This is a genomic window from Sphaerisporangium dianthi, assembly GCF_042654065.1.
Classification (GTDB): Bacteria; Actinomycetota; Actinomycetes; order Streptosporangiales; family Streptosporangiaceae; genus Sphaerisporangium; species Sphaerisporangium dianthi.
In genome coordinates, this window is record NZ_JBHSFP010000010.1 from 139855 (window position 1) to 159498 (window position 19644).

Sequence of the window (19644 nt, forward strand, 5' to 3'; positions counted from 1 at the left end):
GAAGGCTAACCGATGCCCGCGAAGAGATCGTCTTCGCGGTCGCCCGGCTCGCCGAGACCCCCCTGGTCGACGGGCAGCTCGCGGCCCGCGGGGCCACGGACGCCGGCCTTGAGGATGTACAGCTCGATGCCGAGCGTCCACTCGCCCACGCTCTCGGACACGGCGAACCACGGCGCGGTGAGATCGATCTGGGAGCGGTGGGCCCGCATGGCCTCGAGCTTGGCCCCGGCGTACCCCCGGGCGTCGATCACGGTGGTGACGTCGGCGTCCTCGGAGCCGAACGGGATGTCCTCCATCGCCTCGTCGGTGAAGAAGTCGGCGCCGGACTCGCGCATCACCTCTCCGATGCGGCGCAACGCCGACTTGGCCATGGTGGTGAAGTAGAACTTGGCGACCTGCCAGGGCTCGCCTTCGCCGAAGGAGGCGTCGGCGGCCAGCTCGAAGGCCCGCCAGGCGACGCGATGGGCCTGGATGTGGTCGGGATGGCCGTAGAAGCCGTTCTCGTCGTAGGTCACCATCACCTGCGGCCGGACCTCACGGATGATCTTCACCAGCTCGCCGGCCGCCTCGTCGAGATCGGCGCGCCAGAAGCAGCCGGGGTTGTCGTTGGTGGGCTCGCCCATCATGCCGGAGTCGCGCCAGCGGCCGGCGCCCCCGAGGAAGCGGTGATCGTCGACGCCGAGCGTCTTGCAGGCGGCCTCCAGCTCGCCGACGCGATGCTGGCCGAGCCGGTCTTCCTTGTCGGAGGCCAGATGGGCGAGGTCGGGCACGACGATCTCGCCCTCCTCCCCCAGAGTGCAGGTGACCAGCGTCACATGGGCTCCCTCGGCGGCGTATCTCGCCATCGTGGCCCCCGTGCCGCTGGTCTCGTCGTCGGGGTGGGCGTGGACGAGCATCAAGCGACGGTCGGTCATGCCCCGAGGCTAGCCAAGCCCCACGACAAATCGGCACCCCCCTCAGCCGACCTGGCAAGATGAGAGGATGAGTGAGAGCTTTCCCCGTCTTTACGCAAGAACCCGCCGATTCACCCTTGGAGTGCCCCGGGGGTTCGCCATCTCCCCTGACGGCGGCCGCGTCGCCTTCCTGCGCAGCCGGTCGGGCACCGACCCTGTGACGTGCCTGTGGGAGCTCGACCTCACCTCCGGCGCCGAACGCCTGGTCGTCGACCCCGCCGACCTGGGAGCCGCGGACGAGGACCTTCCCGCCGAGGAGCGCGCCCGCCGTGAGAGGGCCAGAGAGCAGGCGGGCGGCGTCGTCGCCTACACCACGGACGCCTCGCTGTCCTCGGCCGTCTTCGCGCTGTCGGGCGGGCTCTATCTGGCCGACCTGACCTCGGGCGCCGTGCGCCGGCTGGAGACCCCCGGCCCGGTGATCGACCCGCGCCTGTCCTCCGACGGCGCACGGGTCGCGTACGTCACCGGCGGCGCGCTGCACGTGCAGGAGGTCGCCACCGGCGCCGACCGCGCGCTCGCCACGCCGGAGGCCGAGGGCGTCACCTACGGCCTGGCGGAGTTCGTCGCCGCCGAGGAGCTCGACCGCATGCGCGGCCACTGGTGGTCGCCCGACGGCACGGCGCTGCTCGTCGAGCGGGCCGACGAGTCGCCCGTCCAGGTGTGGCACATCGCCGACCCCGCGAACCCCGCCCGCACCCCCACCGCCGTGGCCTATCCCGCCGCCGGCACGGCCAACGCCACGGTGGAGCTGGTCGTCCTCGGGCTGGACGGCTCGCGCGTCGCCGTCCCGTTCGAGGACGAGTACCTGGTGACGGCCGGCTGGGACCGGCACGGGCTGTCGATCGTCACCATGCCCCGCGACCAGAAGGCGGTCAGGCTCTTCTCCGTCGACCCGGCCACCGGTGCGTCCGAGGTCGTCCGCGAGGACACCGACGAGGCGTGGGTCGACGTCGTCGGCGGAGTCCCCGCGCGCCTGTCGGACGGCACGCTGGTGTGGACCGCCGACGCCGACGGCGGGCGGCGCCTGATCATCGGCGACGCCCCGGTGACCCCGCCCACCCTGCAGGTGCGGGACGTGCTGGACGTGGACGGCGACACCGTGCTGTTCCGCGCGAGCGGCGACCCGACCGAGATCCACCTGTGGACGTGGTCGGCCGGGTCCATCACCCCGGTGACCGAGGAGCCCGGCGTGTACAGCGGCCGGCTCGGCGCGGGCACCCTGCTGATCTCCGGCCAGACCCTGGACGGCCCGGGCGTCACCGTCCAGGTGCGGCGCGGCGACCGTCGCGTGCACATCGGCTCGCTCGCCGAGCGCCCCAAGCTGGAGCCCCGCGTCTCCCTGGTGCGCACGGGCGAGCGCGAGCTGGCCACCGCGGTCCTGCTGCCGAGCGGGCACGTGCCGGGCTCGCGGCGGCTGCCCGTCCTCATGGACCCCTACGGCGGGCCGCACGGCCAGCGGGTCATGGCCAACGGCCGCATCTTCCTGGAGCCGCAGTGGTTCGCCGACCAGGGCTTCGCGGTGATCGTGGCCGACGGCCGCAGCACGCCGGGCCGCGGCCCGGCGTTCGAGCGCGAGGTGCTGCACAACGTGCCGGGTCCGGTGCTCGAGGACCAGATCGACGCGCTGCACGGCGCCGCCCAGCTCTACCCCGACGACCTCGACCTGACCCGGGTCGCCATCAAGGGCTGGTCGTTCGGCGGTTACCTCGCGGCCCTGGCGGTGCTGCGCCGGCCGGACGTGTTCCACGCGGCCATCGCCGGCGCCCCGGTCACCGACTGGCGCCTGTACGACACCGCCTACACCGAGCGCTACCTCGGGCACCCCGCCGAGCGGCCGGAGGTGTACGAACAGACCTCGCTGATGCCCGACGCCGAGAAGCTCCAGCGGCCGCTGCTGCTCATCCACGGCCTGGCCGACGACAACGTGGTGGCGGCGCACACCCTGCGCCTGTCCTCGGCGCTCCTCGCCGCCGGCCGGCCGCACACCGTCCTCCCCCTGTCGGGCGTCACGCACATGACCCCTCAGGAGGTCGTCGCCGAGAACCTCCTGCACCTCCAGGTCGACTTCCTCAAGAAGTCCCTGGGCGCCTGACCCCGGGAAGTCGTCAGGCGCCCGACCCGGCGCCCGTCCACCGAGCGGGTCCTCTCCCGGCCGACGTACCGGCGTCCCGGCGAGAGGGCCCGTTCGGCGTACCAGCCCCCCGGCAGATGCCCTGCTCGATGTCCGGGGGACGACGACGGTGCCGCGAGACGGTCGACGGGTTCCGACAATGAACGTTTCGCACGCCGCCCGAGCGGCCGCGCACATGCCTCACCCTCAAAGCCGCAGGTAGAGAGCCTGCCGGCACTGCCGTGCCGTGAGATGCCTTCGAGATGGTTTGTTGACTAACCCAATTTAATCGGATTAGCTCCCTCCGCGCGCCCGCGGCCGAGCCTTCGTGCGCCCGACCGGCGGGCCGCGCGGAGCGGCGAGTGTCCCATCGGCCGAGGGCGGGGGCGACGTCTCGCCGGCGGGATGGACCACGGGCCGGCCCGGCGCATCCCTCCGAACGGTCGGTCCGCAGGGAAGGAGTACACGGCCCCATGTTGCTGAAACGGCTGCTGTCAGCCGGCGGAGCGCTGGCCGCCGTCTGTTGTCCGGCGTCCATCCTGGCTCCGTCACACGCGTCGGCCGCGGCGGGGTGCCGGGTGTCGTACGTCATCGCCTCGCAGTGGGACGGCGGCTTCGGCGCCAACGTGACGATCACCAACCTCGGCGACCCCGTCTCCGGCTGGCAGCTCACGTGGTCCTTCGACGCCGGCCAGACCATCACCCAAGGATGGAACGCCACCATCACCCAAAGCGGCGGCGCCGTGACCGCCGCCAACGTCTCCTACAACGGATCACTGGGCACCGGCGCCGAGGCCGGCTTCGGCTTCAACGGAGGCTGGACCGGATCCAACCCCGTTCCCGCCGCCTTCACCCTCAACGGCACCACCTGCACCGGCTCGACGACCACCCCCACACCAACCCCCACCCCGACTCCCACGCCTACACCGACCCCGACACCGACACCGACCCCGACACCGACACCGACACCCACGCCCACCCCCACGCCCACCCCGACGCCAACGCCGACCCCGACGCCCACACCCACGACCGGTCAGCCGACCGTGGCGTCCGACGGCACCGGGAAGTACCGGACCGTGCAGGCGGCCATCGACGCCGTCCCGTCCAACAACGGCAGCAGGGTCGTCATCACCATCAAGCCGGGCACCTACCGCGAGATCGTCACGGTCAACAAGCCGTACGTCACCCTGCAGGGCCTGGGCTCCTCGCCCGCGAACACGGTGATCGTGAACAATCGGTCGGCGGCCGGCAGCGGCGGCACCTTCAGCAGCTACACCGCCATCGTGTCCGCCCGCGACGTCACGGCGACCAACCTGACCGTCTCCAACGACTACAACGAGAACGGCAGCACGGTCGACCAGCAGGCCGTCGCGCTGCGCCTGGACGCAGACCGCACCACCCTGACGAACGTCCGGCTGCTCGGCGACCAGGACACCCTGCTGGTCAACGACTCGGCCCGCGCGTACGTCAGAGGCTCCTACGTCGAGGGCACGGTCGACTTCATCTTCGGCGGCGGCACCGGCGTGTTCGACAACTGCGACATCTACGAGAAGCGCAGCACCGGCGGCCCGCTCACCGCGGCGCGCACCGCGGCGGGCAAGACGTACGGCTTCCTGATCTACAAGTCCAGGATCACCGGCGCGACGAACAACACCACCACGCTGGGACGCCCCTGGGGCCCCAACGCCCAGGTGCTCTACCGGGAGTCCACGCTGAGCGCGACGATCAAGACCGCCCAGCCCTGGACCGACATGTCCGGCAACTCATGGAAGAACGCGCGGTTCCTCGAATACCGGAACACCGGCCCCGGGGCCGGGACGAACTCCAACCGTCCCCAGCTCGCCGACTCCCAGGCCGCCAGCTACACCCCGCAGCGGTACCTCGCCGGATCCGACGGCTGGAACCCCGTCGGCTGAGCGGACGACCATCACGATGAAGACGCGCGACACGCCGCTCGACCCCGTCGCCGGCGTGCCCGCCGCTGCCGGGCGCCCACGCCGGTCCGAAAGGCCGGCACCGGCCTGTGCCCCGGTGACCTGCCCGTGGGCAGGCCCCAGACCCCGGTGACCGGCCCGCCCTCCGGTCACCGGGCTCCGGCCCTCGGGCCGGACTAGCGGGAGGTGCCGTGCCAGCTCTCCCAGAGGGCGGCGTAGGCGCCTCCCGCGGCGACCAGCTCGTCGTGAGAGCCCAGCTCGCTGATGCGGCCGTCCTCGACGACGGCGACCCGGTCGGCGTCGTGCGCGGTGTACAGCCGGTGCGCGATGGCGATCACCGTGCGGCCCTCCAGGACGGCCGCCAGCGAGCGTTCGAGGTGGCGGGCGGCGCGCGGGTCGATCAGCGAGGTGGCCTCGTCGAGCACCAGCGTGTGCGGGTCGGCGAGCACGAGCCTGGCCAGGGCGACCTGCTGGGCCTGCGCCGGCGACACCGTGACCCCGCTGCCGCCCGAGCCGACGACGGTGTCCAGTCCGTCCGGCAGCGCCTCGACCCACTCGAGGGCGTCCACCGCGGCGAGGGCGTCCTTGACGGCGTCGTCGCCCGCGTCGGGCCTGGCGATGAGCACGTTGTCGCGCAGCGTGCCGCGGAACACGTGGTGCTCCTGGGTGACCAGGGCCACGTGCCCGCGCAGCTCGTCCAGGGGCAGTTCGACGAGCGGCACACCGCCGACCCGCACCGAGCCGGTGCGCGGCCCGTGGATGCCGGCCAGCAGCCGGCCCAGCGTGGACTTGCCGGCGCCGGACGGGCCCACCATCGCCAGCCGCTCGCCGGGGGCGACCTCCAGCGAGACGCCGTGCAGCACGTCGTGGCCCTCGCGGTAGGCGTACCGGACCTCGTCGGCGGTGACCCGCTCGCCCTCCGGCCGTCCCGCGCCGGGCACGCGGTCGTCGGGGACGTTCGCCACGCCGAGCAGCCTGGCCATGGACGCGCCGCCGACCTGCAGCTCGTCCACCCATGACAGCAGCCGGTCGAGCGGGTCGATGAGCTGCTGGACGTACAGCGTGGCGGCGGTCACCTGCGCGAGGTCCACCCACCCGCGCAGGTAGAACAGGCCGCCGATCAGCAGCGTCGCCACGATCGGCAGCACGTACCCGAACTCGACGGCCGGGAACCACACCGTGCGCAGGCCCAGCGTGTAGCGTTCGGCCGCCCACGAACGGGCGATGTCGCCGTCGGTGCGCTCGTGGCGGCGGCGCTGCAGGCCGAACGCCTCGACCGTCCTCGCGCCCTCGACGGTCTCGCTCAGCCCTTCGGTCATCTCGGCGTACGCGGCGTTCTCCCGCAGGTAGCCGTCCCGTGCCCGCTTGAGGTACCACCGGGTGGAGTACCACAGCAGGGGGACCGCGACCAGCGACGGCAGCACGAGCAACGGCCCCACCAGGGCGAGGGCGCCGAGCACGAACGCCCCGGCGACCATGGCGATCAGCGTCTCGGGGACCGCGTGCCGCACGGTGCGCGACAGCGCGTCGACGTCGCGCGAGGTGCGGGTGAGCAGGTCGCCGGAGCCCGCGCGTTCCACGGTGGACAGCGGCAGGGCGAGGACGCGGTCGACGAACTCCTCGCGCAGTTCGGCGAGGACCTTCTCGCCGAGCTTGGCGGAGACATAGACGGCGTAGCGGATGAGGACGGCCTGCACGACGATGAACCCGGCGATCGCCAGCGCGATCGTGTCGACGTCGACGCCCGAGCCGTCGCGCACGCCCTGGACCAGCTCGCCGAGGAACCTCGGCGCGGCGAGCCCGGCGACGGCGGCGAGGCCGTGCAGGCTCAGGGCCAGCGCCAGGCTGCCGGGGTACTTCAGCGTCAGCCGGCGCGCGTAGGCCCGGACCTGGGCCTGGTCGGCGACGGGGAGGATCTGCCTCTGGGCGCTCATGTCAGCTTCCTCCGCGGGTCACGGTCGCGGCGTACTCGGGGTCGGAGGCGAGCAGGGAACGGTGGGATCCCTCGGCGCGCACGCGGCCGTCCGCCAGGAAGATCACGGTGTCGGCCCGGTCGAGCACGAGCGGGCTCATGGTGCAGACCAGCGTCGTGCGGCCCAGGCGGGCCTTGGCGAGCCGCTCGGCGATGCGGGCCTCGGTGTGGGCGTCCACGGCGCTGGTCGGGTCGACCAGGATGAGCACCTCGGGGTCGGCGAGCAGCGCCCGGACGAGGCGAAGGCGCTGCTGCTGGCCGCCGGAGAACTCGCGGCCGGCCTCGGCCACGTGCGACGCGAGCCCTTCGGGGAGCGCGTCGACGATGTCCTCGGCGCAGGCGACGTGCAGGGCTTCGCGCACGGCGGCGTCGCAGGCCTGACCGGAGACGTCGAGCTGGTCGGCGAGGCGTCCGCTGAACAGCCGCGCCGCGTTGTCGGCCACCAGGATGCGGCGGCGGACCTCCTCGGTCGGCAGTTCGCCCAGGGGGACGCCGCCGAAGGTGACCTCCGCCGCGACGTAGTGGCCGAGCCGCTCGACAAGGGCGATGGCCTCCTCGGGGACCGCGCAGGCCAGGGCCGTGAACCGGCCCTGGCGCAGCGCGAGGCCGGAGGAGGCGTCCACCAGGTCGCCCCCTTTGGCGGCGGCGGTGCCGGCGCCGGCGACCTCGGGGTCCAGCGAGAGGATGCGGACGACCCTGCGCGCGGCGACGTGGCCCTTGGTGAGCCGGTCGGCGGCTTCGGTGAGCGTGCGCAGCGGGCCGACCAGGAACAGCGCGTAACCGTAGAAGGCGACGAGCTGGCCGACGGTGATGACGCCGTCCATGGCGTAGTGCGCGCCGCGCCAGGTGACGAAGGCGATGAGCACGCCGGGCAGCAGGACCTGGGCGCCGTCCAGGGTGGAGTCCACCGAGGCCACCCGCACTCCGGCCGCCCGCACCCGCTGGGACTCCTCTCGGTAGCGGCCGGCGAAGACCGACTCGCCGCCGATGCCGCGCAGCACCCGCAGGCCGGCGACGATGTCCGCGGCCCGGGTGGCCAGCTCGCCCTGCAGGTCGCGCTGGCTGTGCTGCCTGCGGTGCAGCGGCCGCAGCAGCGGGGCGAGCGCCGCCGCCATCACCGGCACGCCGATCAGGACGATCAGGCCGAGCTGGGGTGAGGTGACGAGCAGGATGACGGTGACCGCGCCGATGGCGACGATCGAGCCGACGCCGCGCAGCACGATGTCCACGGCGTTGCCGATGTGGGCGATGTCGGAGTTGCCGACGCTGATCACCTCGCCGGTGGACAGCAGCTTCGGCAGGGTCGGGCCGAGCCGGGTGGCCTGACGGACGGTGACCTGCACCGTGCGGTAGGCGGCGGCCAGCCAGTTGAAGACGGCGAGGCGGTGGCGCATCACCCCGCCGAAGGCCGTGAGGACGCCGAGGCCGAGCAACGTGGCCGACCAGCGGACCAGGCCGCCGGCGTCGTCGGCGGTGAGGCTGTCGACGGCCTTGCCCAGCGTGAGCGGGACCAGCGCCTGGCTCAGCCACCACAAGATCGCGTAGCCGATGCCGATGAGTATGGGCCCGCTCTGGGCGCGCGCCACCCACCACAGGTACCGGATCGGACTGCGGGCATCGGGAACGCCGGGATCGGCGACAGGAAGGGAGCGCATGGCACCTCCAGGCTTCCAGCCGGAACCCCGGCGCGGCAATCGATTTTCCGGCCGCTCTGCCAGTCCACCAGCCAAAACCCGCCGCCCCACCCCGGCCGCGTCGAAGATCTTTCACTTTTCCGTCCTCGACGTCAACGATGGTTGACAGGCGAGGGCTGTCAACCTATATTGACGTCCATGAGCGATACGGCACAGCTGGCCTCCGACGCCGGCAGCCGCGATCCGGCCATCGGCCTCCGGGCCGTGCGTGCGCTGCGGACGCTGGTCGAGCGGCTTGAGGCACTCCAGGTGGACAACGCCCGCGAGCAGGGCTGGACCTGGCAGGAGATCGCGGTTCTGCTCGGCGTCACCAGGCAGGCCGTCCACAAGAAGTACGCGGGCGGCCGCGGATTGCTAAGACGGGAGAACTGACATGTTCGAGAGATTCCACGCGGACGCCCGGCAGGCGGTCGTCCACGCCAGGCGAGAGGCCGGCGCCTTCGACCACGACTACATCGGCACCGAGCACGTCCTTCTGGGCCTGCTCGCCCAGCCCGGCTCGGTCTCCGCGCGCGTCCTGGCCCGGCACGGCCTCGACCACGACCGGGCGGGAGACGCCGTGGCCCGGCTGCTGGCGACGCCGCCCGCCCCCGGCGCCGACGACATCGACGCCGACGCGCTGGAGGCGATCGGCATCGACCTCGACGCCATCCGCGAGAAGGTCGAAGCGGCCTTCGGCCCGGGCGCCCTCGACCGCGCCCCCCGCTCCCGGCGCCGTTCGCGGGGCACCTTCGCCCACATCCCCTTCGACCGCCGGGCCAAGAAGGTGCTCGAACTGTCCCTGCGCGAGGCCATCAACCTCAAGCACAACTACATCAGCGACGGGCACATCCTCCTCGGCATCCTGCGCGACGGCGAGGGCCTGGCCGCCCGCGTCCTCGCAGACGCCGACATCGACTTCGACACCCTTCGCAGCGAGATCCGCACCGAACTCAACTGACGCGCCCCGCCTCCTCCTCCGTCAGTCCGGGCTAGGACACGGACGAAGCGAACCAGGGCCACAGGCGCGCGAACCAGACCCAGGCGGGCGCCAGGAACGCAGGCGGAGGGACCGGGGCGCACGGGAAACCGGGCGCGGGGTGTGGGACGGGTGCTCATCCGCGTCGATCTCGTGCCGACGATGGTCGCCGTTTCAGATTCCGGCGTTTCCGTCATTCGTGGCTTTCGACGCCGCCGCTGCCATCGTCCGGGATTCCGGTGGTGATCCGGATCGCGATGGTCTCAGTCGGCCGGGTGGTGCGTTTCAATGGTCCGGGACGGGGGTGTTCGGCTTCTCTACGGGATTTCGACTTCTCTACGGGTTTCGGCGGGCGGGGAGATCTCCTCATCCGGTGCGCATCGATTTCGAATCTGTCATCGGCTTCGGTGTTCGGCTTCCGTCATCGGTGGAAATCCTAGTCCCAGGTGGTGCCGGCGGCGCGGGAGTAACCGTCCCAGGTGGTGCCGGCGGTGCGCGAGCACGAGTCCCAGGTGGTGCCGGCGGAACGAGCGGCGAGGGCGGCGGAGAAAGCGGTGGAGGTCATTTCTTTTCTCTTTCCTGGAGGGCTTTAGTGTTTGTCCTTGCACAAACAACTCTCCGGCAAATCAAGCCCTCAGAACAGACAATTCAGCGGCAGCAAGCTGCACGCCCCTGACCACTTCCTGCCACCCGGTTCCAACGCCCTTTCCTCCCTGTCCCGAACCGGCATCACCGCAGGTCAACGCCCCTCCCTCGGATCGCCGGAATCGGCGCCACCCCACCGCCGCGTCATGCGGGACGGCCTCCGCCGGGTCAGCCGGTGGCGAGCGTGCCCGTCACCGGCGTGAGGCCGTCGGCCCACGAGGCCTCGTCAAGGCGCGCGACCATCTCCGCCGGAAGGTCGAGGACGAATCCGGCGAGGTTGCCCTCCAGCTGGGCGACGGTGCGCGGGCCGATGATCACGGAGGTCACCCCCGGACGCCGCCGCACCCAGGCGAGCGCGACGGCCGCCGACGTGACGCCGAGTTCGTCCGCCACCTTCCCGACCTCGGCGGCGACGGCGAGGGTCCGCGCGTTCAGCAGATCATCGGCCCACGCGCGCGCGCCCGGCGCCGCAAGGGCCAGCAGCCGGCCGATCCTGCTGTCGCCGTCGGGGATGGCGCCCGCCGCGTACCGGCCGGCCAGGACGCCGCCGCCCAGCGGCGACCACACCAGGGCGCCGAGGCCGTGCCGCCGGCAGACCGGCAGGATCTCGGCCTCGACACTGCGCTTGATCAGCGAATATTGGGGCTGCAGGCTGATGAGCGGAGTCCCCCCTGCCCGCTGGGCGGCCCACTGCGCCTCGACGATCTGGCTCGCGGTGAAGTTGGAGCAGCCGATGTACCGGACCTTGCCCGAGCGGACGAAGCCGTCCAGCGTCGCCATGGTCTCCTCGATCGGAGTCGCGGCGTCCCAGGCGTGGCACTGGTAGAGATCGATGTGGTCGGTGCCGAGCCGGCGGAGGCTCGCCTCCAGCGCCCTGGTGAGGTGGGCGCGTGACAGCCCTCTGTCGTTCGGTCCGGGTCCCTGCGGGAAGAACGCCTTGGTCGCGATCACGACCGCGTCGCGCCTTCCCTTCACCGCCCGGCCGACGAGCTCTTCTGACTGGCCGTCCGAGTAGTTTCCCGCCGTGTCGATGAAGTTGCCGCCGGCGCCCAGGAAGGCGTCGACGATGCGGACGGCCTCGGCCTCGTCGCAGCCGGCGACGCCCGCGGTGCCGAAGTTCATCGTCCCCAGGCATGCCTGGGAGACCTTCAGACCCGACCGGCCCATCGTCGTGTACGTCGTCATGCGCGTTCCCGCCTTCCCCTGACGCTAGGATCGGAACAAGCGTTCCGCTTTGGTGTGGCGACGATACGGAACATGCGTTCCGGAAGTCAATGTGAGGGCGGTGAGAGAGTGACGGCCGAAGACACGGCGGACAGGCCCCTGCGCGCGGACGCCAGGCGCAATCGCGCGCGCGTGCTGGAGGCCGCCGAGGCGGTCCTGGCCCGCGACGGGCTGTCCGCGTCCATGCGGGCCATCGCCCAGGAGGCCGGGGTGGGCCTCGGCACGATCTACCGGCATTTCCCGACCCAGGAGGCCCTGTACCAGGCGATCATCGCAGAGCGGCTGGGCAGGCTCGTCGAAGAAGGCGAGACCCTGTCCGCGACCGACGACGCGGAGGCGGCCTTCTTCGGGTTCCTGACCCGCATCGTCGAGATGTCGGCGGAGAAGAGAACCCTGTCGGACGCCCTCACCGACGCGGGCGTCGACGTCAAGCACGGCACCTCCGACCTCGCCCGCGACATGCGGGCCCTGATCGAGGTCCTGCTCGGCCGCGCTCAGCGCGAGGGCGTGGTCCGCGGCGACCTGCGCATGCCAGAGTTGCTCGCGCTGCTGGGCGCCGCCTGCATGGCGGTCGAACGCACCCAGTGGGAGGACTCCCTGCGCACCCGAGCCCTCGAAGTCCTCTTCGACGGCTTCCGCCCGCCGGCACGGCGGGACATGGGAGGCGGGACCGCCGGCACGAGGGAGAACACGGGAACGCCGGCGGAGCGGGGCGCGGGAACGTGAGGACGTCGGCTGCGTACGACGGACGAAGAGTCCGTGAGGCAAAGGCCGGCTCGGCCGCGTACGACGGGTGAAGAGTCCGTGAGACGGAGGTCGGCTCGGCGTCGGCCTGAGAGCCTTGAATGTGCGGCGCTCGGATGATCCTGCGGAGCGGGCCTTCTCACCGGATTCTGTGAATCGACGGCGCCGATGGCGGTGCGCTCGGATCGGCTGGGCGGTTCTTCGTTCTCCACTCACGTCATATTGCGTGAGGAGTTCTTCCTTGGTTCGGCTTTCCGGAGGTCGAGGTGTTTCTCGCCGGGCTCGTCGCCTCGGCTTTTCGAGATGTTTCCTTCGCTTAGTCCCAGGTGGTGCCGGCGGCGCGGGAGTAACCGTCCCAGGTGGTGCCGGCGGTGCGCGAGCACGAGTCCCAGGTGGTGCCGGCGGAACGAGCGGAGAGGGCGGCGGAGAAAGCGGTGGAGGTCATTTCTTTTCTCTTTCCAGGAGGGCTTTAGTGTTTGTCCTTGCACAAACAACTCTCCGGCAAATCAAGCCCTCAGAACAGACAATTCAGCGGCAGCAAGCTGCACGCCCCTGACCACTTCCTGCCACCCGGTTCCAACGCCCTTTCCTCCCTGTCCCGAACCGGCATCACCGCAGGTCAGAGCCGTCCATCCCGGTTACCGGAATCGAGGCCGCCCACACCACCGCACCGCGGGAATCCGCACCGCCGCACTCGGGGAGCACCCACGTGACCGCGCACCGCCCGGAGCCCCGCTCCTCCGCCGAAGCACACCACCGGTTCTCTGGTCGTGCGGGCTCTGAGAGGTGTATTCCTTGGGTGGGCGGATCATCACGGTGTGTGGAGGCTGCCGATGGCGCGAGTGGTCTGCGTACACGGAGTGGGCAAGCAGCAGCTCGGAGAGCGGCAGCTCCTGAAGGACTGGATCCCCGCGCTGCTCGACGGGCTGACCCGGGCGGGGGCGGACGGCCGCCTGGCGCACGACCACATCGAGATGGCGTTCTACGGCGACCTGTGGGACCTCGTCGCCGATGTCGAACGCCGTGCTCAACTGCGGGTCCGGAATGGTGTCGATCGTCGCGTGCACGACCGTCGCGGGCGTCCCGGTCGCCGTGACGGGGGGGCAGGGACGGCATGCTGCGTCTCGCGGATCTCCGCACCGGCAAGGCGATCATGAACTGGTCGCTGCCCTATCCGGTCCAGGCCCTGGCCGCCGGCCCGAGCGGCGAGATCGTCGCGGGAACGGGCAATGAGATCGTCGTCCTGGAACCGTTCGCGCCGTACCCGGATGGCGCGACATCGCGCTGAACGGCCGAGCGGAAGCCGGCTCGGCGCGGGCCTGAAAGCGGCTCTTCGCCGTTGAATGTGCGGCGCTTCGAATGATTTCCGAGGAACGGCCCTGATGGTTCCGGGCGTCTGCTCCCGAGGGCGACGTCTCCGGACGGCCGGCGTTCTCTGCTCACGCCGTGTCCGGCGGGAGGGTTTCACGATCGGTGATGCGATGGTCCGGTGATGCGATTCTCCGAATTCGAGGTGTTCGTGCGATTAGTCCCAGGTGGTGCCGGCGGCGCGGGAGTAACCGTCCCAGGTGGTGCCGGCGGTGCGCGAGAACGAGTCCCAGGTGGTGCCGGCGGAACGAGCGGAGAGGGCGGCGGAGAAAGCGGTGGAGGTCATTTCTTTTCTCTTTCCTGGAGGGCTTGTGCGTTCGTCCTTGCACAAACAACTCTCCGGTATTTCAAGCCCTCGGAACAGGCGATTCGGCTGCAGCAAGCTGCACGCCGCTGACCGCTTCCTGTCATCGGGAAGGGGGACATGCGGACGCGCTGGGGCAGTGCCCACGGTCGACGGGCGGACGCGTCACGCACGAACCCGCATGCGGGGGCCGGGAGCCGCTGTCCGGCTCACCGGGGGCGTTGTCGGACACACCGGGAGCGCTGTCAGGTTCACCGCGAGCGCCCCCAAGGGGAACGAGGCCGGGCACGACGCAGTTCAGCGGTTCGACGTGCGGTGCTTGATTTCGGTCCGATGGTCAGCCGATGTGGCCGGAGGCGTCGCGTTGAACGCGGGATCTCGACGGCTCGATCTTCTTGGCTGACGTTCGTTCTGCTGCTTTCGCTAAGTTTGTTCTCGCTCTAGTCGTGGCGCTTGTTCTTCTGCGGTCCTACGAGTGCCGCAGGGTATGCGGTTCGGCTTTCCAGCAATTCCACGTTTTCTAGTCCCAGGTGGTGCCGGCGGCGCGGGAGTAACCGTCCCAGGTGGTGCCGGCGGTGCGCGAGAACGAGTCCCAGGTGGTGCCGGCGGAACGAGCGGAGAGGGCGGCGGAGAAAGCGGTGGAGGTCATTTCTTTTCTCTTTTCCGGAGGGCTTGTGCGTTCGTCCTTGCACAAACAACTCTCCGGTATTGCAAGCCCTCGGAACAGGCGATTCGGTGGCAGCAAACTGCACCTCGCCGACCACTTCCTGCCAGCCGTCCTCGCCGTATCTCCTCTCCGCGCCCATGCGAGGCGTCGCCGCAGGTGAGGGCACCACCCTTGGCCGCCGTGCGGGATGCGCGGCGGCCAAGGTGGCAGCTTCGACCACCCGGCGGCGGGGTCGCGAAACCGTGCCGGTTCAGGGCAGCAGCAGGATGCGGCCGCGATGCGACCGTTCCTCCAGCAGCCGGTGCGCGGTGGCCGCCTCTGCCAGCGGCAGGCGGGCGTGGACGGTGGCGCGCAGCCGTCCGGCCGCGAAATGCCCGGCGACCTCGTCCATCTCCTCGCGCGCCCCGGCCGGGTCGGCCGCCCGCCAGGCGAGCAGGGAGAACCCCGTGACCGACCTCAGGGCGAAGAGGCTGCCGACGGAGATCTGGGACAGCTCACCGCTGGCCGCCCCGTAGACGACGACCCTGCCGAAGGGCGCCATCAGGTCGAAGCCGCGTCGCAGGACATCGCCGCCCACGGAGTCCAGGACGAGGTCCACGCCGTCCGGCGCGGCCTCGCGCACCCGGTCAGGCCAGGCGTCGTCGGTGTGGTCGACGGCGGTGTCGGCGCCGTGCTCGCGGATGAAGTCCAGCTTTTCCGCGGAACCGGTGACGCCGATCACCCGGCCGGCGCCGAGCAGCCTGGCGAGCTGGACGGCGAGATGCCCGATGCCGCCGGCGGCGGCGTGCACGAGTACGGTCTCGCCAGGCGCGAGCCGGCCGGTGCGCAGGATGCGCAGCGCCACCGGGGCGGCCATGGGAAGCATGCTCGCCGCGCCGTCGTCGAGCCCTGAGGGGACTTCGGCGAGCCATCGCGCGTCCGTCACGACGTAGTCGGCGAACGCGTCCTCGGACACCAGGGCGGCGACACGGCGTCCCGTGAGCCGGATGTCGACGCCGGGCCCGGCGGCCTCGACCGTTCCCACGACGTCTCCGGTGAGCAGGCCTGGCAGGGGGCGCCGGAAGGCGGATCCGCCGGCCGTGCCGCGGCGGAACACGGTGTCCACGAAGTTGGCTCCGATGGCCTCGGCCCGGATGAGCACCTGGCCGGGACCGGGCGCGGGAACCTCCGCCTCCTCCATGGTCAGGACCTCGGGGCCGCCGTGCCGGTGGTAACGGATTCGGCGCATGACGAAACTCCTCTGGGGGGGACAATAACTGGACCAGTGGTCAAGTTAGACCGTACTGGACCGCTGGTCCAGATGTCCATTCCCGAACAGCCGTCAAGATGGTCACGTCAGGACCGAACCTGCGACGGGAAGGGGAGCAGATGGCAGAGGGCCGTCACGAACGCGCCGACGCCGCGCGCAACCGGCGTGCGATCCTGCGGGCGACCGAGGAGCTTCTGGCACGGCACCGGCCCGAGCAGATCTCGATAGAGCAGGTCGCCGCGGCGGCCGGCGTCGGCAAGGGCACGGTGTTCCACCGGTTCGGCAACCGCATGGGCCTGATGCTGGCGCTCATGCAGGAACGCGCCCTCGCGCTACACGAGGCCGTACAGGGCGGTCCGCCGCCCCTGGGCCCCGGCGCTCCCCCGCGCGAGCGGCTCATCGCATTCCTGGACGCCGTGGTCGAGGTCGCCGGCCGCAACAAGGGGCTCCTGGTCGCGCTCGGGCACGCCGTCACGGCGCCGCCGAAGTCCGAAGAGACGCCGAGGGAGGACCACCCGGTCTACCGGTTCTGGCACGGCCACGTCAGCGCGCTGATCAGCGAGGAGCGTCCCGACCTGGATGCCGAGCTCCTGGCGCACGTCCTGCTCGCCACCTTGCACAGCGACCCGATCCTGCGGCTGCTCGAACAGGGTGAGGCCCAGCGCCTGGCGGCGTCTCTGCGCACCCTGGCGACCGCCCTGCTCGTCCCCCCGCCGCACCGCTGACCGGGCGCACGGGCGCGCCAGGGCGCGGAAGGGCCGAGGCGGTCTTCGGGGGGGGTGGCATGGCCCGGGCCGGAGCGGTGGAGAAACCGCGGCGTCGGCGTGAACACCGGGAATGCGAGGTGCTTCGTCGTTCTGTGGTCCGCCGATGGCGTCGAGGCGGGAATCCGCCTGTCGACGTTCTCTTTCGGCTGGACGACTCTCTCTTCGGTACGGTCAGGCCGGCGGCCTGGGCGCCTTGTTCGAACGGTTGTGCTGATCGTCGGGGCGGATCGTGCGATCGTCGATCGGGTTTTCGTTTCGATGCTCTTAGTCCCAGGTGATGCCCGCGGCGCGGGAGCGACCGTCCCAAGTGGTGCCCGCGGTACACGAGTGCGTGTCCCAGGTGGTGCCGGCGGAGCGGTGAGCGGTGCCGGTCATCTCTCTGTCCCTTTTCTGGAGGGCTTCATGTTCGTCCTCGCACGAACAGCTCTCCGGCCCGGCAAGCCCTCGGCACAGGCGATTCGGCGGCAGCGGCCTGCACGCCCTCGCCCACTTCCTGCCACGTTCCGCGCCATATGCCCTCTCCACACCCGTGCGCGGCGCCACCGCGCGTGAGAGACGCCGGCCCACCGGCCGTTCAGGCGCCCGAGCGCCTGCACGACGGTGAGGTGGTCCCCCCGACTACCCGGGCGCGGGGCGGTGAAACGCGGGCGAGCTCATGCCCATGGGCGTGCGGGGACGCCGAGGGAGGGCAGATGAGGCTTTTCGGGGGTATGGCCGGGCGGGACGGGCCGGTGGGGACGTCCGCGGCGGTGGCACTGATACCCGGAGGCTTCGTTCTCGTCCTGATCAGCCGATGGCGTCGAGGGCGGCGATGCGGCGCCCGACGTTCTCTGTCGGCGGGACGGTGCTGTTCAGCTCAGTGTTCCGTCAAGGGTCTTCATGATGATCGGGATGGATTCGATGTCGCCGGAATCGGGTTCGAATCATCAGTCCCAGGTGGTGCCGGCGGCGCGGGAGTAACCGTCCCAGGTGGTGCCCGCGGTGCGCGAGTACGAGTCCCAGGTGGTGCCGGCGGAACGGGTGGCGGTGGCGGAGAAAACGGTGGCGGTCATTTCGATGCTCTTTTCGTGAGTTGTTTTGTTTTGTCCTTGCAAGAACAACTCTCCGGCATTCCGCGCCCGCGGAACAGGTGAAACGGCGGCAGCAAGCTGCACCCCTTTGACCACTTCCTGCCACCGCCCGGCGCACTGTCCGCAGGCAGTGGCCGAACATGGCATCGATGCAGGTCAGACACGGTTCAACGAAGGCTGACCTGTGGCCGTTCCCGTGCGGTTCCGGTAGGCGTGCCGCGGCGGCGCGGGCGGTCCGCCCGACAAGGCGGACCCGCCGGATCGTCACTGGGGTCCGCCCGGCGGCCGGCCTCAGATCAACGGCGTGTTCTCGGCCTCGGCGGCGCGCGGGTGACCGTACGCCCTGATGCCGCGATACGCGAATGCGAATGCCGCACCGCACCGGTTGAACAGGTACGTAAAACGGTGCGCTTTCATCTTGTCCGGCGCTTTTGAAAAGACCCTTAAAGGCGTGCCGCGTCCGGGACCGGCTCCGCGGCCATTCGCGCGGCGACCGAGCGCCACATGACGAGTTGCAGCAGGCCGAGGATCACGGCGAAGAGCATCAGGGTCCACATGCCGACCCCCTGGGCGAGGGTGCCCGCCAGCCAGGGGAACACAGCGCCGCCGATGAGCGACACCCCGTTCGTGACGCCGATGACCGTGGGCACCAGGCGCGCGGAGGTCAGCCTCGGCACCATCGCCATCACCGTGGGGAAGATCGGGCCGAGGAAGAAGCCGAGCAGGACGAAACCGGCGGCGGCCACAGCGGGCACCGGCGCCAGCCAGGTCAGCACGGCGGTGGCGGTGACGCCGGCCAGGCACGCGTACACCATGCCGGCGGCCCCCAGCCCGACACGGGCGGCGGCGGGGCTGACGAGGAACCGGCCCAGCGTGAGGCCCAGCCAGTACCCGCTGATGACGTACCCGGCGATCAGGCTCGGCTGCGCCTGCTCCTCCACGAGGTAGGTGAACCCCCAGTTGCCCACCCCGAGCTCCAGGCCGACATAGACGGCGAGGAGCAGGGATGCCAGCAGCACCGCGGGCGATCGCAGGGCGCTGGCCAGCAGCCCGCGCCCGGCCGGCTCAGGGCCGTGGGCGGCGGCCGAGTCGGCGGCGGCGTGGCTGGGCTGGTCCGAGGAAGTCCCGTCTTGAGGAGTCCGGCCACGGTGGGCCGTGTCGCGGGGGGCCGGGACGTCGTCCCGGGGATAGATCGTGAGGAAGCCGGCCGCCAGCGGCAGGGCGAGAAGGGCCAGCGCCAGCCACACCGCCGGCCACGGCGCCAGGGTGAGGATCCACGCGGCCATCAGCGGCCCGAGCAGGGCGCCGACCCCGAAGAAGGCGTGCAGGCGGTTCAGCAGCGTCGTCGCGTTGGGCAGCCTGGTGAGGTAGGTGTTGAGCGCGGCCTCCAGGACGCCGGTGCCGTACCCCGCGACCACCTGCACCGCGACGAGCGCCAGGAACGGCGGACGGGTCGCCGTGTACAGCGCGGCCAGCACGTACGCGCCGCAGCCAACGGCGAGGGCCATGCGGATGCCGAGACGCTGGATCAGCGCGCCGGCCGTGATCCCGGCGAGCATGAACCCGGCGGAGAAGGTGAAGAACGTGATCCCGATCGTGGCGTTGTCCACCCGATAGTCGGCGATCTGCGAGGGCAGCAGCACGCCCCCGACGCCGGCGCTGACGCCGACGAGCACGAAGGCGACGTTCGCCAGCACGACCGATGCTCGGCGCGTGCCGAGAGGCATGGCCACGAATCCCCCAGATGACAGCGGTCGGCGCGGACAGCCCCGGACGACCGCGAAGGTCGCGGACGCGGTTGGTGCCATCAGCGGGTGGTTCGAGGCGACCATGGGGGATGAAGCGGTGCAATGCTACCGAATCACCCCGGACGGGCACACCGAGGCTTCTACAGCGGTTCACGTCGCGAAGGTCGGCGAGGCGCGGCAAGGGTCGGCGAGGGTCGCAGAGGCGGAGTGGGGAGGCCCCGCGGAGCGGAGGGAGGG

At 71.1% G+C, this 19644-nt stretch carries 19 protein-coding genes; 8 read left to right on the plus strand and 11 right to left on the minus strand.

Annotated elements, in window-relative coordinates; genetic code table 11:
• Positions 1-5: 5 nt before the first annotated feature.
• Positions 6-914 carry an N-acetyl-1-D-myo-inositol-2-amino-2-deoxy-alpha-D-glucopyranoside deacetylase gene (mshB, locus tag ACFO60_RS17245; protein WP_380841356.1) on the minus strand — a complete coding sequence of 303 codons (909 nt, stop codon included), beginning with the start codon at positions 912-914 and terminating at the stop codon, positions 6-8.
• A gap of 67 nt (positions 915-981) precedes the next feature.
• On the opposite strand from mshB, the gene ACFO60_RS17250 reads away from it, so the two are divergent.
• Together ACFO60_RS17250 and ACFO60_RS17255 are read left to right on the plus strand one after the other, a co-directional pair.
• Positions 982-3045 carry a S9 family peptidase gene (locus ACFO60_RS17250; RefSeq protein ID WP_380841357.1) on the plus strand — a complete coding sequence of 688 codons (2064 nt, stop codon included), beginning with the start codon at positions 982-984 and terminating at the stop codon, positions 3043-3045.
• Between the two features lie 491 nt (positions 3046-3536).
• Positions 3537-4979: a pectinesterase family protein gene (locus tag ACFO60_RS17255; RefSeq protein ID WP_380841359.1), complete on the plus strand. Its 1443-nt coding sequence runs from the start codon at positions 3537-3539 to the stop codon at positions 4977-4979.
• Positions 4980-5173: 194 nt separating this feature from the next.
• On the opposite strand, the gene ACFO60_RS17260 is transcribed toward ACFO60_RS17255, so the two are convergent.
• Together ACFO60_RS17260 and ACFO60_RS17265 are read right to left on the minus strand one after the other, a co-directional pair.
• Positions 5174-6931 carry an ABC transporter ATP-binding protein gene (locus ACFO60_RS17260; protein WP_380841360.1) on the minus strand — a complete coding sequence of 586 codons (1758 nt, stop codon included), beginning with the start codon at positions 6929-6931 and terminating at the stop codon, positions 5174-5176.
• Position 6932: 1 nt separating this feature from the next.
• Positions 6933-8624, minus strand: a complete 1692-nt coding sequence (locus ACFO60_RS17265) for an ABC transporter ATP-binding protein (protein ID WP_380841361.1) — start codon at positions 8622-8624, stop codon at positions 6933-6935.
• A gap of 177 nt (positions 8625-8801) precedes the next feature.
• Between ACFO60_RS17265 and ACFO60_RS17270 the strand changes: the two genes are divergently transcribed.
• Both ACFO60_RS17270 and ACFO60_RS17275 read left to right on the plus strand, forming a co-directional pair.
• Entirely contained in the window at positions 8802-9035 is a 234-nt protein-coding gene (locus ACFO60_RS17270; protein WP_380841362.1) for an RNA polymerase subunit sigma-70, read from the plus strand.
• A 1-nt stretch (position 9036) separates the two neighbouring features.
• A complete protein-coding gene (locus ACFO60_RS17275; RefSeq protein WP_380841363.1) occupies positions 9037-9603 on the plus strand; it encodes a Clp protease N-terminal domain-containing protein in 567 nt (188 codons plus the stop codon).
• A gap of 454 nt (positions 9604-10057) precedes the next feature.
• On the opposite strand, the gene ACFO60_RS17280 is transcribed toward ACFO60_RS17275, so the two are convergent.
• Both ACFO60_RS17280 and ACFO60_RS17285 read right to left on the minus strand, forming a co-directional pair.
• Positions 10058-10186: a hypothetical protein gene (locus ACFO60_RS17280; protein ID WP_380841364.1), complete on the minus strand. Its 129-nt coding sequence runs from the start codon at positions 10184-10186 to the stop codon at positions 10058-10060.
• 248 nt (positions 10187-10434) lie between these two features.
• Positions 10435-11451 (minus strand): aldo/keto reductase, encoded by a 1017-nt coding sequence (locus ACFO60_RS17285; protein WP_380841365.1) that lies wholly within the window; start codon positions 11449-11451, stop codon positions 10435-10437.
• Positions 11452-11559: 108 nt separating this feature from the next.
• On the opposite strand from ACFO60_RS17285, the gene ACFO60_RS17290 reads away from it, so the two are divergent.
• Positions 11560-12216 (plus strand): TetR/AcrR family transcriptional regulator, encoded by a 657-nt coding sequence (locus ACFO60_RS17290; protein ID WP_380841366.1) that lies wholly within the window; start codon positions 11560-11562, stop codon positions 12214-12216.
• A gap of 334 nt (positions 12217-12550) precedes the next feature.
• Here ACFO60_RS17290 and ACFO60_RS17295 read toward each other — a convergent pair whose 3' ends face one another.
• On the minus strand, positions 12551-12679 hold the full coding sequence (locus tag ACFO60_RS17295) for a hypothetical protein (RefSeq protein ID WP_380841367.1): 129 nt from the start codon (positions 12677-12679) through the stop codon (positions 12551-12553).
• Positions 12680-13067: 388 nt separating this feature from the next.
• On the opposite strand from ACFO60_RS17295, the gene ACFO60_RS17300 reads away from it, so the two are divergent.
• Both ACFO60_RS17300 and ACFO60_RS17305 read left to right on the plus strand, forming a co-directional pair.
• Positions 13068-13391, plus strand: coding sequence for a hypothetical protein (locus ACFO60_RS17300; RefSeq protein ID WP_380841368.1), 324 nt, complete (start codon positions 13068-13070; stop codon positions 13389-13391).
• On the plus strand, positions 13388-13522 hold the full coding sequence (locus ACFO60_RS17305; RefSeq protein ID WP_380841369.1) for a hypothetical protein: 135 nt from the start codon (positions 13388-13390) through the stop codon (positions 13520-13522). Before ACFO60_RS17300 ends, ACFO60_RS17305 begins: the two co-directional genes overlap by 4 nt.
• 237 nt (positions 13523-13759) lie before the next feature.
• Here the strand turns inward: ACFO60_RS17305 and ACFO60_RS17310 are convergent, their stop codons facing one another.
• From ACFO60_RS17310 to ACFO60_RS17320, 3 genes are all read right to left on the minus strand, one after another.
• Entirely contained in the window at positions 13760-13888 is a 129-nt protein-coding gene (locus tag ACFO60_RS17310) for a hypothetical protein (protein ID WP_380841370.1), read from the minus strand.
• Between the two features lie 538 nt (positions 13889-14426).
• A complete protein-coding gene (locus ACFO60_RS17315) occupies positions 14427-14555 on the minus strand; it encodes a hypothetical protein (RefSeq protein ID WP_380841370.1) in 129 nt (42 codons plus the stop codon).
• 268 nt (positions 14556-14823) lie between these two features.
• A complete protein-coding gene (locus ACFO60_RS17320) occupies positions 14824-15801 on the minus strand; it encodes a quinone oxidoreductase family protein (RefSeq protein WP_380841371.1) in 978 nt (325 codons plus the stop codon).
• Between the two features lie 140 nt (positions 15802-15941).
• On the opposite strand from ACFO60_RS17320, the gene ACFO60_RS17325 reads away from it, so the two are divergent.
• Positions 15942-16547: a TetR/AcrR family transcriptional regulator gene (locus ACFO60_RS17325; protein ID WP_380841372.1), complete on the plus strand. Its 606-nt coding sequence runs from the start codon at positions 15942-15944 to the stop codon at positions 16545-16547.
• Between the two features lie 968 nt (positions 16548-17515).
• Here the strand turns inward: ACFO60_RS17325 and ACFO60_RS17330 are convergent.
• Both ACFO60_RS17330 and ACFO60_RS17335 read right to left on the minus strand, forming a co-directional pair.
• Positions 17516-17641 (minus strand): hypothetical protein, encoded by a 126-nt coding sequence (locus tag ACFO60_RS17330; RefSeq protein WP_354840281.1) that lies wholly within the window; start codon positions 17639-17641, stop codon positions 17516-17518.
• 461 nt (positions 17642-18102) lie between these two features.
• On the minus strand, positions 18103-19386 hold the full coding sequence (locus ACFO60_RS17335) for an MFS transporter (protein WP_380841373.1): 1284 nt from the start codon (positions 19384-19386) through the stop codon (positions 18103-18105).
• Between the last annotated feature and the right edge of the window lie 258 nt (positions 19387-19644).